The sequence below is a fragment of the Paenibacillus sp. J22P277 genome, assembly GCF_059383675.1.
In genome coordinates this window covers 406,673-421,666 of record NZ_JBXENS010000002.1, presented here as the reverse complement: position 1 = coordinate 421,666, position 14,994 = coordinate 406,673, and the positions used below count along the sequence as shown (strand labels likewise).

At 65.0% G+C, this 14,994-nt stretch carries 10 protein-coding genes and 1 pseudogene; all 11 read left to right on the top strand.

From position 1 onward, the window contains the following. Positions 1 to 2: 2 nt before the first annotated feature. On the top strand, positions 3 to 1,376 hold the full coding sequence (locus tag AC50YL_RS06510; protein WP_494830335.1) for a sedoheptulokinase: 1,374 nt from the start codon (positions 3 to 5) through the stop codon (positions 1,374 to 1,376). Between the two features lie 6 nt (positions 1,377 to 1,382). Continuing rightward, positions 1,383 to 2,078, top strand: coding sequence for an aspartate/glutamate racemase family protein (locus tag AC50YL_RS06505; RefSeq protein WP_494830333.1), 696 nt, complete (start codon positions 1,383 to 1,385; stop codon positions 2,076 to 2,078). Positions 2,079 to 2,106: 28 nt separating this feature from the next. Continuing rightward, positions 2,107 to 3,027 (top strand): class II fructose-bisphosphate aldolase, encoded by a 921-nt coding sequence (locus tag AC50YL_RS06500; protein ID WP_494830331.1) that lies wholly within the window; start codon positions 2,107 to 2,109, stop codon positions 3,025 to 3,027. Between the two features lie 55 nt (positions 3,028 to 3,082). Then, entirely contained in the window at positions 3,083 to 5,515 is a 2,433-nt protein-coding gene (locus AC50YL_RS06495; RefSeq protein ID WP_494830329.1) for an alpha-mannosidase, read from the top strand. A gap of 1 nt (position 5,516) precedes the next feature. Further along, positions 5,517 to 6,254, top strand: coding sequence for a class II aldolase/adducin family protein (locus tag AC50YL_RS06490; RefSeq protein WP_494830327.1), 738 nt, complete (start codon positions 5,517 to 5,519; stop codon positions 6,252 to 6,254). Further along, positions 6,251 to 7,720, top strand: coding sequence for a four-carbon acid sugar kinase family protein (locus tag AC50YL_RS06485; protein WP_494830325.1), 1,470 nt, complete (start codon positions 6,251 to 6,253; stop codon positions 7,718 to 7,720). Before AC50YL_RS06490 ends, AC50YL_RS06485 begins: the two co-directional genes overlap by 4 nt. Before the next feature lie 16 nt (positions 7,721 to 7,736). Continuing rightward, positions 7,737 to 8,366: a D-sedoheptulose-7-phosphate isomerase gene (locus AC50YL_RS06480; protein WP_494830323.1), complete on the top strand. Its 630-nt coding sequence runs from the start codon at positions 7,737 to 7,739 to the stop codon at positions 8,364 to 8,366. Beyond that, positions 8,363 to 9,334, top strand: coding sequence for an ROK family protein (locus AC50YL_RS06475; RefSeq protein WP_494830321.1), 972 nt, complete (start codon positions 8,363 to 8,365; stop codon positions 9,332 to 9,334). Before AC50YL_RS06480 ends, AC50YL_RS06475 begins: the two co-directional genes overlap by 4 nt. Positions 9,335 to 9,435: 101 nt before the next feature. Next, positions 9,436 to 11,571: a Sip1-related alpha-galactosidase gene (locus tag AC50YL_RS06470; RefSeq protein ID WP_494830319.1), complete on the top strand. Its 2,136-nt coding sequence runs from the start codon at positions 9,436 to 9,438 to the stop codon at positions 11,569 to 11,571. A 21-nt stretch (positions 11,572 to 11,592) separates the two neighbouring features. Then, positions 11,593 to 12,105: pseudogene (locus AC50YL_RS06465) on the top strand (FAD-dependent oxidoreductase); the annotation flags it as partial. Positions 12,106 to 12,159: 54 nt separating this feature from the next. After that, on the top strand, positions 12,160 to 14,883 hold the full coding sequence (locus tag AC50YL_RS06460) for an FAD-dependent oxidoreductase (RefSeq protein ID WP_494831182.1): 2,724 nt from the start codon (positions 12,160 to 12,162) through the stop codon (positions 14,881 to 14,883). Positions 14,884 to 14,994: the final 111 nt, after the last annotated feature.

The window sequence follows — 14,994 nt, the reverse complement described above, 5'->3', positions numbered from 1 at the left end:
TAGTGCTACTTGCAGGCATCGATATCGGCACGACATCCATTGGCATCGTCATTGCTTCGTCCGACGGCGGCGAGACGGCCGGCATCGTTACGAGAGCGAACGACGCCGCGCTTCCGAGCGAACGAAGCTGGGAGCGGATCCAGGAACCGGAACGCATCGTCGCGATCGTTCGCGAATTGATCGCGCGCTGCGCGGCGCATTGGAACGACGTGTCCGCGATCGGCATTTCCTGCCAGATGCATGGCATGCTGTACGTGGACCGAGACGGCCGTTGCGTCAGTCCGTTGTTTACCTGGCAAGACGGACGCGGGGATCTGCCGATGGCGCATGGCGAAGGCACGTACGCCGATCACCTCGGCCGATTGACCGGCCATCCGGCAAGCAGCGGATACGGACTGGTTACGCATTATTACAACAAGCTGAACGGGGAAGTGCCGCAGGCTGCGGCCAGCCTGTGCACGATCGGCGATTATGTCGCCATGAGGCTGACGGGGTCCTCGACTCCGCTCATGGATCCGTCCAACGCTGCAAGCATCGGCTTGTTCTCGAGCCGGCTGCGCGGCTTCGATATGGAAGCGGTGCGGCACGCCGGGATCGATGCTTCCTTGCTTCCCGCGATCGGCGAGCCCTACGCCGCAGCCGGCATGACGGAGGACGGCAAGCGGGTCGCCTGCGCCATCGGCGACAATCAAGCGAGCTTCATCGGCTCGGTCCCGCGGCTGCAAGGGACGCTGCTGGCCAACGTCGGCACGGGCTCGCAGATGTCGCTTTACGCCGATCATTACGAGGATGTTCCCGGTCTGGAGACGCGTCCGTTCCCGGGCGGAGGCTTTCTGCTCGTCGGCGCCCCGCTCAGCGGCGGCAAATCGTATGCGCTGTTGGAGGGGTTCTTCAAAGCGGTATGCCGCTCGTTCGGCGGCGTCAATATCGACGACGCGGATATTTACGAGCGCATGAACGCGCTGGCCGAGCAGGCGCTCGGCGACGGGATCGGGCCGCTGCGGTTCGGCACGCAGTTTTACGGCACGCGCCATGATCCGCTCGTGCTCGGCCACGTGGCCGGCATCAGCCCAGACAACTTCACGCCCGGGCATTTCGCGCTCGGCGTGCTGGGCGGCATCGTGGACGAGCTGATGGACTACGTGCACCTGCTGCCAGGCCGGCTGCTGGCCTCCGTCACGGTCGCCGCGGGCTCCGGCAACGGCATTCGCCGGAATCCCGTCATGCAACGCTTGCTGCGCGAGCATTTGAACCTGCCGCTCCATCTGGCGGAGGCGAAGGAAGAAGCGGCCTTCGGCGCCGCCGTGTACGCGGCGGCGTCGGGGGGCGCCTACCCGGATTTGAATGCGGCAATGGCCGCGATGAAGAAAGGATGATTGTTCATGGGAGAGTACGCATCGGATTGGTCCGGCCGGAAACTGGCCATTATCCATACGACGCCGCTGACGGTCGAGCCGTTGAAGGGACTTGCGCTATCGCTTATGCCAGGCCTGGAAATCGTCAATCTCGTCGATGACTCCATTCTGCCGCAGCTGGCCGCGAACGGCGGCCGCATCGAGGAGATCCTCGTGCGCTGGAGCGAATACGCCCGGATCGCGGAGCGTCTCGGAGCGGATGGCATCTTGAACGCCTGCTCTTCGATCGGCGAGCTGTGCGCGCTCGTCCAGCCGGAGATCGGCGTGCCGATCGTGCGCATCGACGAGGCGGTCGCGGAATTCGCCGTGGGGACGGCGACCAGAATCGGAGTCGCCGCGACGCTGGCGACGACCCTCGAGCCGACGCAGCGGCAGCTGCGCGCCAAGGCGGAGCAAGCGGGCAAGACGGTCGAGCTCGTGCCCGTCGTCGCCTCCACTGCGTACGAGCTCCTGCTTGCCGGCGATAAGGACGGCCATGACAACGAGCTGGCCGAGGCGCTGAGCCGGTTGGCGGCCGACACGGAGGTCGTCGTGCTGGCACAGGCTTCGATGGCCCGGGTCGTCGAACGGTTCCAGCCGGAAGAGCGGAAACGGTTCTTGACGAGCCCGGAGCTTGGCATGCGGCGCGTGAGAGATTCGTTGGCCGTGAAAACGAATTCATAGATCGAGCATCGGAGAGGAGAGGGATTAGATGTCTAACCAAACAAAACCCCAAAATGTCATCACGCTGAAGAGGGCGCTGGAATTCGCGGAGGCCGGCCGTTTCGCGATCGGCTCGTTCTCGCCGCGCTACACGCCGATGATCGCGGCCGTGCTTCAAGCCGGCCAGGAGGCCAAATCGCCGCTCATCGTACAAATCTCGCATAAAGAGCTGATCCGCTACGGCATCACCCCGGCGGAATTCGGCGAGGAATTCTACTGCCAGATCGGCGAGCTGGGCATTACCGTTCCCGTCGTGCTTCATCTGGATCACACGAAGGAGCTGGCGACGATCGCCGAGGCCATCGATGCCGGCTTCACGTCGGTCATGATCGACGCGTCGGAGAAGCCGTTCGACGGCAACGTCAAGGACAGCAAGGAAGTGGTCGACTACGCGCATGCCAAGGGCGTATCGGTCGAAGCGGAGCTCGGAATGATCGGCACGACGGACTTCGTCGAGACCGACAAGGACGAGGAACTGTATACGGACCCGCGGGAAGCGGCGGAATTCGTCCGTCTGACCGGCGTCGACGCGCTGGCCGTATCCTGCGGCACGGCGCACGGCGTCTACAACGTCAAGCAGCCGAAGATCGACTACGCTCGCCTGTCCGCGATCCGCGGGCTGACCCCGGTCCATCTCGTGCTGCACGGCGGCTCGGGCGTTCCGGCCGACATGATGCAGCAGGCATTCCGTCTGCCCGGCGGCGGGGTGAGCAAGGTCAATATCGCCACCGACCTGGAGCTGTCGCTGCTGGCGGCGCTCGGACGCGAGGAGCGGATGTCGAACGTGGAGTGTCTCTCGCTTTCGCCGGAACGGCTGGCTATCGGCCGCGAGGCGGTAAAGCGAACCGTCATCGAGAAGATGGAAGGCTTCGTGTGCAGCGCCGGCGAAGCGGGCCGTTTCGGACTGTAATTCCGGTATTTCGCTGCGTTTATTCCAACTCGTTTACTAGGAGCTGAATTCATAGATGAAAGACAAGAAGCTTTATATGATCGGCAACGCGCATCTGGATCCGGTGTGGCTGTGGCAGTGGCAGGAGGGCTTCCAGGAGGCCAAGGCGACGTTCCGCTCCGCCCTCGACCGGATGAAGGAATCCGAGGATTTCATCTTCACGTCCAGCTCGGCCGCCATGTACGAATGGATCGAGAACAACGACCCGGGCATGTTCGGGGAGATTAGGGCCCGCGTGTCCGAGGGACGCTGGAACATCGTCGGCGGCTGGTGGATCCAGCCGGACTGCAACATCCCGAGCGGCGAATCGTTCGTCCGCCAAGGCTTGTACGGCCAGCGGTACTTCAAGGAAAAGCTCGGCGTGACGGCCAAGGTCGGGTACAACGTCGACAGCTTCGGGCATAACGGCATGCTGCCGCAGATCCTGAAGAAAAGCGGGATGGACTACTATGTCATGATGCGCCCGATGCCGAACGAGAAGGGCCTCCCGGGCCGGACGTTCTGGTGGCAGTCCGACGACGGCTCCAAGGTGCTGACGTTCCGCATCATGTACGAATATCTGTCGTGGGGCAAGGACTTGGAAAATCACGTACGACGCTGCCTCGGCGAGTTCAAGGAGCCGCTGAACGACCTCATGCTGTTCTACGGCGTCGGCAATCACGGCGGCGGACCGACGAAAGAGAACATCGCCAGCATCCGCAGAATGAACGGGGAAGCCGACCTGCCGAAGCTCGAATTCGCGACGCCGGACCAATATTTCAACGACATGGTCAAGTCCGGGCTGTCGTTCCCGGTCGTGCACGACGACCTGCAGCATCACGCCAGCGGCTGCTACGCCGCGCACTCGGGCATCAAGCAGTGGAACCGCCAAGCGGAGAACCGCCTGGTCGCGGCGGAGAAGTTTTCCGCGCTCGCCTCGTGGGTGACGGGCCAGCCGTACCCGCTGGAGGAGCTGAGCCGCGCCTGGAAGAACGTGCTGTTCAACCAGTTCCACGACATCTTGGCCGGCACGAGCCTCGAAGCGGCCTACGACGACGCGCGCTATCTGTTCGGCGAAGCGATGGCGATCGCCGACCGCTCGCTCAACTATGCCGTGCAGTCCTTGTCGTGGAACATCGGCATCGAGCAGGACGAGTCCATGCACCCGATCGTCGTCTTCAACCCGCATGCGTGGCAGAGCCGCGCGAACGTGGAGCTCGAGGTCGGCGGCATGAAGGACACGAGCGTGCTGCTCGACGAGACAGGCAAGCCGGTGCCGTTCCAGACGGTAAAATCGCAGGCAGCGGCGCGCGGGCGCTACCGGCTGAGCTTCATGGCGGACCTGCCGCCGCTTGGCTACCGCGTCTACAAGCTCGTGAAGGAATCCGTTTCGGTCAAGCCGGTCGGCGAACCGATCACGGCCAGCGACCTCGTGCTGGAGAACGGCCTGCTGCGTCTTGAATTCGACAAGAGCACCGGCTTCATCAAAAGCCTGAAGGACAAGGCGCTGAACTTCGAGGTGATGAAGGACGGCGCGAGGCCGGTCGTCATCGAGGATACGTCGGATACGTGGAGCCATGACGTGCTGCATTTCAACGGGCCGTCGGAGACGTTCAAGGCGACGAAGGTGCTCCGCATCGAGCATGGACCGGTCAAGTCGGTCATACGCGTCGTCAGCGAATACGGCAGCTCGAAGCTGGTGCAGGACTTCGCGATGTATCCAGGCAGCAAGCAGATCGACGTCAGCGTGACGGTGGACTGGCGCGAGAAGTTCAAGATGCTCAAGCTCGTATTTCCGGTCAACGTCATCTTCAGCAAGCAAACCTATGAAATTCCGTACGGCTCCATGGAGAGAGAGCACAACGGCGAAGAGGAGCCGGGCCAAAGCTGGGTCGACTACACGGGCATCGTGCAGGAGACGAACGACGTGTACGGCCTCAGTCTCCTGAACGACGCCAAATACAGCTACAGCATGCATGCGAAGGAAATGGCGCTGACCGTGCTGCGCAGCCCGATCTACGCGCATCACGTCCCTTACGTGCCGGAGGCGGACGGCGAATATTCGTTCGTCGACCAGGGCATCCAGCACTTCAACTATTCCTTGCTGCCGCATGAAGGCACATGGGAGCAGGCGGGCACGGCGCGCCGCGCGGCCGAGTTGAACTGTAAGCCGGTAGCGGTCATCGAGACGTTCCACGAAGGCAAGCTGCCGCAGACGGATTCGTATGTGTCCGTCGACCAGGACAACATCATCGTGAGCGCGATCAAGAAAGCCGAGGACAACGACGACCTGATCGTGCGCTGCTACGAGACGGCCAAACGGGCGACGTCCGCCGAGATCAAGCTGCCGAAGTGGAACCGCGTCATCCGCGCCGACTTCAAGCCGTCGGATATCAAGACGTTCCGAGTTCCGGCGAACGCCGACCTTCCGGTAACGGAGACGAGCATGCTGGAATGGGAGCTCGCATAGGATGAGCCGTCGGGAGGAGACGGTCGCCGAGCTGCGGGCGGCGGGCCGGTACATGATGGACAACGGGCTGGCGTGGGGAAACGCCGGCAACATCAGCGCGCGCCTGGATGACGGCAGCTTCCTGATTACCGCGTCGGGAACGTTCCTGGGAGAGCTCGGCGAGGACGACTTCGCCGAGTGTTCCTTCGCGCCCGGTAGCAGGGAAGGTGCGCCGTCTGCAGGCGTCGAGTCCAGTGCAGGTATTGGAATGGCAGCTGGCGCGGGATTGGGCTCGGGCGCGGGTTCGGGCAAGAAGCCTTCGAAGGAAGTGCCGATGCACGCGGCCGTCTACGAAGAGCGGCCCGACATCGGCGCGGTGCTGCACGCGTCGCCTTTCTACAGCACGATGTTCGCTTGCGCGTCCGAGACTATCCCGTCCGGATTGTTCGTCGAGACGATGTACTATCTGGAGCGGATCGAGCGGGTGGGTTATCGCCACCCCGGTTCGGCTGCGCTTGGCGAAGCGGTCCGGGAGAAAGCGAAGTCCGCGAACGTGCTGCTGCTGGACAATCACGGCGTGCTCGTCTGCGACGTCACGATCAAGGAAGCGCGGATGGCCATGCAAACGCTGGAAATGGCCTGCCGGATGATCGTCGAGGCAATGGGTGCGGGCGTCTCGTTGAACCGGCTGCCGAAGACCTTGGAGCGCGATTTCCTGGAGCGTTCCGGCTATCGGCCGAGAAGGACGTGGGAGCCATGATCGGAATCGTCGCGGACGATATTACCGGCGCGAACGACATCGGCATCATGTACGCGAAGGCGGGCCTGCGGACGGACGTCTATCCGCTTGCGTCCTGGGATTCGGACGCGGTTGCGGCGGACCGGCCCGACGTGCTCGTCATCGACACGAACTCCCGGCTCGACGGCCCGGAGGAGGCGTACCGGAAAGTGACGGCTGCGACGCGCGCGCTCCGGGAGGCCGGCTGCGACCGGTTCATCAACAAAACCTGCTCCGTCTTCCGGGGCAATATCGGACCGGAATTCGATGCCATGCTGGACACGCTCGGCGCCTCGTTCGCCGTCGTCGCGCTCGGTTTCCCGAAGAACGGCCGGACGACGCTCGGCGGAGTGCATTACGTGCACGGCAAGCTGCTCGAGGAATCGGAGTTCCGGCGCGATCCCGTGCATCCGATGACGGAATCGAACCTCGTGTCCATCCTGCAAAAGCAGACGGCGCGCCGCGTCGGGCTCGTGCCGATCGAAGTCGTGGAGCAGGGACCGGACGCGCTGCGCGCGGAGATCGACCGGATGCGGCCGTTATGCGCGTATTTGATCATCGACGTGCGCGATCAGCATTCGCTGCGGATCATCGCCGAAGCCGCGCGGGACGAATCGATCCTGTGCGGCAGCTCCGCGCTGTCGGAGGAATCGGCGGCGCTGCTGGCGGCGCGTGCAGGAGAGACGAATGAATCGCAAGCAAGTCGCGGCTCGGCTGAAGTCATGGGGGCGAAAGCGGCGCAGAGCGGCCGTCTTGCTGCAACGGAACGGCTGTCGGATGACGACGGCACGCCGAAAGCCGGCAGCGGCGATCGGGCTTCCGGGCTGTCGGAGGCTCCGGCCAGTAAACCGGCGCATACCGGAGCGGACGAAACAATCCGTCCTTCGGCGGCCAGCGGCGTGCTGTGCGCGGCCGGAAGCCTCATGCCGCAGACGGCTGCGCAGATCGCATTCGCGATACGCGGCGGCATCGCGGCGTTGGAGCTCGACTCGCTCGTGCTGCTGCAGCCGGAGGCGAGAGAACCGCATATCGAGCGATTGATCGCGCAGGCGAGCTCGGCGCTGCTGACGGGACGGGATGTTCTGCTGCACGCGTCGAACGACCCGGGCAAGGTCGCGGAAACGAAGCGGATCGCGATGACGCTCGGCAGCGGCAATACGGATATCTCGCGCGTCGTCTCCGAGGCGCTGTCGTTCGCCGTGGCGAAGATCGCGGAGCGGACCGGCCAGCGGAAGCTGCTCGTCGCGGGCGGCGAGACGTCGGCGGCGGTGTGCGCCGCCCTCGGCGTCCGGGGCCTGCGCCTGCTGCGAGAGATCGAGCCGGGCCTGCCGTCCTGCCTTGCGATCGGCGGCGGCAAGCCGTACGAGCTGGTGCTCAAATCCGGCAGCTTCGGCAGCGCGTCGTTCTTCGTCAAGGCCGTTCGCCATCTGAGAGAAACGAGTCTATGAAAAGGAAGGGATTGCGATGAGCGACGTTTTCAAGAGTCTATTTGCGAAATATCCCGATCTGGAGCCATGCCGCGATCAGATTCGGCAGGCATTCGAGGCGATGGAAGGCTCCTTCCGCAAGGCCGGCAAATTGCTGCTTGCCGGCAATGGCGGCAGCGCCGCTGACTGCGAGCACGTCGTCGGCGAGCTGATGAAAGGCTTCATGTCGCAGCGGCCGCTTCCGCCTGCCGAACGGGAGAAAATGCTCGTGCACGGCGAGGAGGGCGCGTATATCGCCGACCGGCTGCAGGGCGCGCTGCCGGCGATCTCGCTCGTCAGCCAGAGCGCGCTTGCGACGGCGTACATCAACGACGTCGCCGCGGACATGGTGTTCGCGCAGCAGGTATACGGCTACGGCAGAGCGGAGGACGCGCTCGTCGTGTTCAGCACGTCCGGCAACTCCGCCAATGTCGTCCGCGCCGTCCAAGTGGCGAAATCGCTCGGCATGGCAACGATTGCCTTGACCGGCAAGGGCGGCGGCCGATTGAAGGAGCTGTGCGACGTCACGGTTCGCGTGCCGTACGACGGCACGCCGGACATCCAAGAGCGGCATCTTCCGATTTATCATGCGCTCTGCATGATGCTCGAGGAGGCTTTTTTCGCATGAGCATGCTCCTGGGAGGGTTCGACATCGGCGGGACGAAGTGCACCGCTGTGCTCGGCAGGGCCGAGGGCGGCAAGGTCGAAATCATCGCCAAGCGCAGCTTCCCGACGCCGCCGACGCCGGAGGAAACGATCCGGCAGTTCGGCGCGGGCATGGAGGAGCTGCTGGCCAAGGCGCAAGGGACCGGGCCGCTGCAGGCCATCGGCATCAGCTGCGGCGGGCCGCTCGACAGCCGCAGGGGTCTCGTGCTCTCGCCGCCGAACCTGCCGGGCTGGGACGGCATCGATGTCGTGACGCCCCTGCGCGAGCGCTTCGGCGTGCCGGTCGCGCTGCAGAACGACGCCAATGCCTGCGCGCTGGCCGAGTGGCGGTGGGGTGCCGGAACCGGCTTATCGAACATGGTCTTTCTGACGTTCGGGACGGGCATGGGCGCAGGGCTGATCCTGGACGGCAGGCTGTACGCCGGTATTACCGACATGGCCGGGGAGGCGGGCCATATTCGGCTCGAGCCTGCCGGTCCCGTCGGTTACGGGAAAGCAGGGTCCTTCGAAGGCTTCTGCAGCGGCGGCGGCATCGCGCGGCTGGGACGGGCGATGGCCGAGACGCACATTCATAAGGGCGGGACGACCGCGATTTGCGCGGATGCCGGAGGCTTGGACGGCATTACGGCCAAAGCGGTATTCGACGCCGCGAACGCTGGCGATGCGCTGGCGCTCGAGATCGTCGGCATCGTCGGGCGCAAGCTGGGCAGAGGCCTCGCGGTGCTAATCGATCTGCTCAATCCCGAGCGCATCGTCATCGGCAGCATTTACGCGAGGCAGGAAGCGCTGCTGCGTCCGATCGTCATGGAGGAGCTGGCGCGCGAAGCGCTGCCGCCGTCGCTTTCGGCGTGCGAGATCGTGCCCTCGGGGCTGGGCGAGCATGTCGGCGACGCGGCCAGCTTATCGGTCGCCCTGTATGCGCTCGGATAGGCGCGGCAGATCGATAGAGAGATAGAATATACTGAGATCGCTGGCAAGATAGAGCATGAGATTGAGCATGAGATAGAGACAGTCAGGAGGAGCTGGAGGCTATGTTCGCATTCAACGAGAAAGGCGCCTATCGCGCCGCAACGCGACCGGCGCCAGCAGTCATCGGCCCGTTCGAGATCGCGGTCAAGCTGGACGGGCAGGCGCAGCCGGAGAAATTAACGCCGCGCGGCTTCGAGGAGGACGGCGCAGAACGCCAATCGGCGCTGTACCGTTACGCCAACGATGCCGACACGGTCCGCGCGGAGCTGCGCGTGCGCATATCGGAGAACGGTACCGTACTGGTCTCCGTCAACGCCGAGACGGTCAACGAGAACGACTTTGGGAAGCAGCGCTTGTTCGCGGCGGAGCATGCTGTTATCGTGACGGTTCGTCCGAAGGAAACGATCGAGGGGCTGATGGCGAACTATCAGCATAAAGACTGGTGGACGCGCCCGCATTTCAATCGGGAACCGGCGCGTCTCCCGGAACGGACGCAGTCCATCCTATGGCGGACTGCAAGCGGGTACTATCACCTGCTGCCGGTCGTCGGTTCGGTCTGGCGCACCGATGCCGCCGGAGCGGAAGCGGGCATCGCGCTCCGGTTATCGGCCTACGAAAGCGGGCGCACGCGCTGCGAAACGCTGGCGTTTGCGCTTGCGGCCGGTGAGGATCCGTACGCGCTTGTGCGGCTGAACACCGAAGCCGCATTGGCGGAGCTGGATTATCCGACGCTTCCGCGCGAGCGCAAAACCTATCCGGAACTGCTGGATCGCCTCGGCTGGTGCAGCTGGGACGCCTTTTACCACAAGGTCGACGAGGCAGGGCTGCTCGCGAAGGCCGCGGAGCTGCAGGAGCTCGGACTTCCGGTGGGCTGGGTGATGATCGACGACGGCTGGTCGGAGACGAAGGACGGCAAGCTCGTCGGTTTCGAGGCCGATCCCGTCAAGTTCCCGGGCGGGCTGAAACGGACCGTTTCCGCGCTCAAGGAACGCCACGGCATCCGTCACGTCGGCGTCTGGCATACGATCGCCGGCTATTGGGGCGGCATTCACGAGGAGAGCGCCATCGCGCGGAACACCCGCGATTCGCTGTACCGAGTGCCGCGCGGCAACCTGATCCCGTATCCCGACGCGGGCCGGGGCTTTGGCTTCTGGCACGCGTGGCACGGCTTCCTGCGCCGCCAGGACATCGATTTCGTCAAGGTGGACGGCCAAAGCGCCGTGCTGAACTATTTGAAGGAACGACGTTCCGTCGGCGAAGCGGCCGCGGCCGCGCACGAAGCGCTGGAAGCGTCGGTCGCGCTGCATTTCAACGATACGATCATCAACTGCATGGGCATGGCGGCCGAGAACGTCTGGCATCGCCCGAAGTCGGCGATTTCGCGCAACAGCGACGATTTCGTGCCGCAGGAGAAACGGGGCTTTCCGGAGCACGCGCTCCAAAACGGCTATAACTCGTACTATCACGGCGCCTTCTATTGGGGCGATTGGGATATGTACTGGTCGAGCAACCATGATGACAAGCAAAGCGCAATCCTGCGGTCCGTCAGCGGCGGTCCGATCTATATCAGCGACGCGCCGGGGAACACGAATCCGGGTAACGTCTGGCCGCTTATCTATGCGGACGGCGCCATCATCCGCTGCGACGGCACGGCGAACCCGTCGCCGGACTGCCTGCTGGCCGATCCCGCGGAGCAGCCGATCCCGCTGAAGCTGTGGAACACGGCCGGCGGCGCGGGCATCGTGGCGGCCTTCCATATTCATCGCGGCGCCGATCCCGTGGACGGCTTTATCGGCCCCGCGGACGTGCCGGGTCTGAATGGGACCGAGTTCGCGGTATACGAACATTTCACGCGGAGCTGTTCATTCATGAAAGCCGACCAGCGCGAAACGATCCGCCTGGAGGAAAGCGGCTATGCGCTGTTCGCGGTCGTGCCGGTCGCGGGCGACGTGACGCCGATCGGGTTGGCGGACAAATACATCTCGCCGGCGGCGGTAACCGGCAGCGTCGCGGCGGGAGATTCGACGAGCGTGACGCTGCGCGAAGGCGGGCGGTTCGCGTTCGCGGCCAAGAAACGGCCCGTGCGCGCGTTGGTCGACGGAGACCCGGCAGTCGTTCATCAGGTCAGCGATTACGTATACGAGGTCGACGGCGGGCCGGCTGACCGGTCCGTCCGGATCGAAATCTTCATGGCGTAAGGAAACGGGAGGAACAGACGGATGAGCAAACTGAACATCGACCGTTCGGAGGTGCCGGTGCTCGGCGAAGCGGATGCGGTCGTCGTCGGCGGATCGCTGGCTGGCATCGCCTGCGCGTTGGAGCTGGCCGGCGCGGGGCGCAGCGTCTGGCTCGTCGAGCCGCGAACCTACATGGGCCGCGAACTGACGGCGACGCTGCGGCCATGGCTGTAGCTCCCCGAGGGCGGGGCGATGCCTGCGCTTATCGGCCAGGTGCTTGACGGGCAGAAAGACGGCGGGGCATTGGATCTGCCGGCAGCGCATGACGGCGTTCGCGGCGGAGGCGGTCATGTCCCCCTGCATCCCGATCGGCTGAAGCTGAGCTTGGAGGATCTGCTGGAAGCGGGGGGCGTACGGTTGCTGTACGCCTCTCTTCCTGTCGGCATCGAGCAGCGGGAAGGGAAGGCGGCCGGCCTCGTCGTCGCCAACAAATCCGGCCGGCAGCTGATCGCCGCCCCGCTCGTCGTCGACGCGACCGAGACCGCGATCGGCGCCTCGCTCTGCGGCGAAGACGTTGCCGGCTATGCGCCCGGCACGGAGGCGCGGTACATGCGCACGCTCGAATTCGTCGGCGCCGACCCGGACGGGGAAGCCGCCGAGGAAGGCGCGGCCAGCATAGGCGCCTCGCCTGGCATCACGGTTCCCGCGGGCATCGTCGGCGAAGAGGAAGGCGAGGTTCGGCTGCGGCAGGGGTATCGGGGCCGCGGCCATGTGTACGCCGAGTTCGCGATGACGCTTCCGAGCGCCAATACGCTCGAGGCCGCCCGGGAGCGCGAGCTGGAAGCGCGACGCCGGGGCATGCGACTGGCCGTCTATCTGCTGCAGCGGGAGCCTGCCTTCCGCAAGGCGGTGCTGAGCGCCTCGGCGCACGAGCTGTCCGGCCCGTTCCCGGTTGGCAACGGGCCATGGAATGAAGTCGACGCTGCGGATGCGGAGTCGGCAAGGACCAGCGTGCACGGCGTATGGTCGTTGTTTCGCGCCGTGTATTCGCATGGCGGCGCGGGGCTGCTCGACCCGATCGGCGCGGCAGCCGCGGGCGAGAAGCTCGGCCGCCGGCTTGCGGCCGCCGAAGCGTCCGGGGAGTCGCGCCCGGTAAGCGCCGGGAATGCGCTCGCGACGGACAACGTTCCGGCGGAAGCGCAGGCGTCGAATGCGGGCGAGGCCGCGCCAACCGGGCTGACCGTCCGCATCCCGGCATTGGCCGGCGAAAACGCGGAATTGCCCGCGGCGGAAATCGCCGCCACGGTAATATCGGTATGCGACGCCGTCGACGTGCTCGTCGCGGGCGGCGGTTCCAGCGGAGCCTGCGCTTCCTTCACGGCCGCGGGAGAAGGCGTCCGCACCGCGCTGGTCGACCTCAATCCCGGCTTGGGCGGGACGGGCACGTTCGGCGGCGTGGACAGCTACTGGTTCGGACGGAAGGCCGGTTATGCCGCGCGCATACAAGACGCGGTGCTGGCGCAGCAGCGGGAGCTGCGGTATAAGGGTCACAAATGGAACATCGAGGCCAAGATGCACGCGCTGCTCGAGGCGGCGGCCGGGAGCGGCGTGGAGCTGTTTTTGAACGCCGTTACGTTTGGCGTGCTCATGGAAGGCCGCCGGGTCGCCGGCGCCGTTGTCGCCACGCGCTGGGGGCCGCTCGCCATTCCGGCGGGAGCAGTGATCGACGCGACAGGCGACGGCGACCTGGCCGCGTTCGCCGGGGCCGACTACGTATACGGCTCGGAGCGGGACCACACGGTCATGTGGTACTCGCTGGCGCAGTACACGTCGCCGGACAAGATTCAAAACAATTTTACGAGCATGGTCGACGTCTCGAACGCGCTCGATTACACGAGAGCCATTCTCGCCGGGCGCCGCCGCGGGACGGACGTGCACGATCACGGCACGTATGTCGCCACCCGCGAAAGCCGGCATATCAAAGGCGATGTCGTGATGAAGCTGTCGGATCAGCTGCTTCATCGGCGCTGGCCGGACGTCATCAATGTCCATTTCAGCAATCATGACGTCAAGGGCGTCAGCGGCGCGGATTGGGTCAACGTCGGGCTCATTCCGCCGAACCTGGAGATCGAAATTCCGTACCGCATGCTGCTGCCGGAAGGACTGGACGGCCTGCTCGTGGCGGGCAAGGCGGTATCGGCGACGCATGACGCGCTGCCGGCGATCCGGATGCAGGCCGATCTGGAGAACCTCGGCGCCGCCGCGGCGCTTGCCGCCGTGCAAGCGGTTCGTTCCGCGACGGCGCTGCGGAAGATCGACGTCAAGCGGCTGCAGGGCCGGCTCGCGGATGAAGGGCTGCTGCCGGCCGGCGCCGCCGATCGAATGCTGCGTCCGATTGCGTTCGGCGAGGCCGATCTGGAGCGGTTGGTCGCGTCCATCGAAGCCGAGCAGCCGCTCTACGCATATTCCAATATGCGGATGAACGAGGTGCGCGCGGAACCGATCCCGTTCGTCGAGATCTGTTCCGTCGGATCGCGGATCGCGCCGTTTCTGGAACGCGCGCTCGTCCGCGCGGAGGGACTGCGGCGGATTCATCTGGCGCAGGCGCTGGCCATGATCGGCTCGAATGCGGGCGTTCCCGTCCTGATCGAGACGATCCTGCGGGATCTGTCCGGCGACGAGCTGCCTCCGCGCACGGCCGATATCATGTACGTGCAGCTGCCGCCGGATCACGGCGCGATGCCGGGCGCCGCGCACTTGCTCTATTCGCTCGCGCAGACGAAGGACGTCCGCGGCATTGCCGTCTGGAATCGCGTCGCCGAGCTGCTGAATCCGGAAGAAGCCGATTTCAAGAATTCGCTGCTCGGCCTCTATTATTACGTCGATGCCGTCAGCCAGGGAGCGGAGCGGCTCGGCGATCCGGCGGCGGTTCCGGCGCTGCAAGCGATCCGCCGGATCCCGTACCTGCGCGATCAACGATCCGGGAACGGCTATCAGCCGGATTATTTCCTGGAGCGGCGGGCGATGCTGGAGCTCGCGATCGGCCGGGCCTTGGCCGCCTGCGGCAGCGCGGAAGGCTACGAGGTGCTGATCGCGTATTTGCGCGATCCGCGCTCGTTGCTCGCCAAGCAGGCGCTGCTGCAGCTGCGAAGGCTGAGCGGCATGGCGTTCGCTGCCGTGCCGGAGCGCTGGACGGCTTGGCTTGCCGGCACCGGACGGCCGCTGGCGCCTCGCCCTAGCGATATTCGCCTGGACATCGAGGCGGACAGCGAATCGATCTTGCGCCTGCATCGGGAACAGATTTCCTCCGATGCCGGAACAACCGGCTTCTAGCGAGTGCCGGGTCGTTTCAACCGTTTCGCTTTTACTATGAAGCGTAGCGTTTCTTGCTTCGGCAATGTGCCGAGGGTGATGCTCAGGCAGCAGCTTGGAGGAGACGCGTAT

Bases quoted from the DNA above. Each gene is read 5' to 3' on its own strand.
- AC50YL_RS06505 (WP_494830333.1), top strand. From the start codon at position 1,383: ATGGGAGAGTACGCATCGGATTGGTCCGGCCGGAAACTGGCCATTATC.
- AC50YL_RS06500 (WP_494830331.1), top strand. From the start codon at position 2,107: ATGTCTAACCAAACAAAACCCCAAAATGTCATCACGCTGAAGAGGGCG.
- AC50YL_RS06495 (WP_494830329.1), top strand. From the start codon at position 3,083: ATGAAAGACAAGAAGCTTTATATGATCGGCAACGCGCATCTGGATCCG.
- AC50YL_RS06490 (WP_494830327.1), top strand. From the start codon at position 5,517: ATGAGCCGTCGGGAGGAGACGGTCGCCGAGCTGCGGGCGGCGGGCCGG.
- AC50YL_RS06485 (WP_494830325.1), top strand. From the start codon at position 6,251: ATGATCGGAATCGTCGCGGACGATATTACCGGCGCGAACGACATCGGC.
- AC50YL_RS06480 (WP_494830323.1), top strand. From the start codon at position 7,737: ATGAGCGACGTTTTCAAGAGTCTATTTGCGAAATATCCCGATCTGGAG.
- AC50YL_RS06475 (WP_494830321.1), top strand. From the start codon at position 8,363: ATGAGCATGCTCCTGGGAGGGTTCGACATCGGCGGGACGAAGTGCACC.
- AC50YL_RS06470 (WP_494830319.1), top strand. From the start codon at position 9,436: ATGTTCGCATTCAACGAGAAAGGCGCCTATCGCGCCGCAACGCGACCG.
- AC50YL_RS06460 (WP_494831182.1), top strand. From the start codon at position 12,160: ATGCGCACGCTCGAATTCGTCGGCGCCGACCCGGACGGGGAAGCCGCC.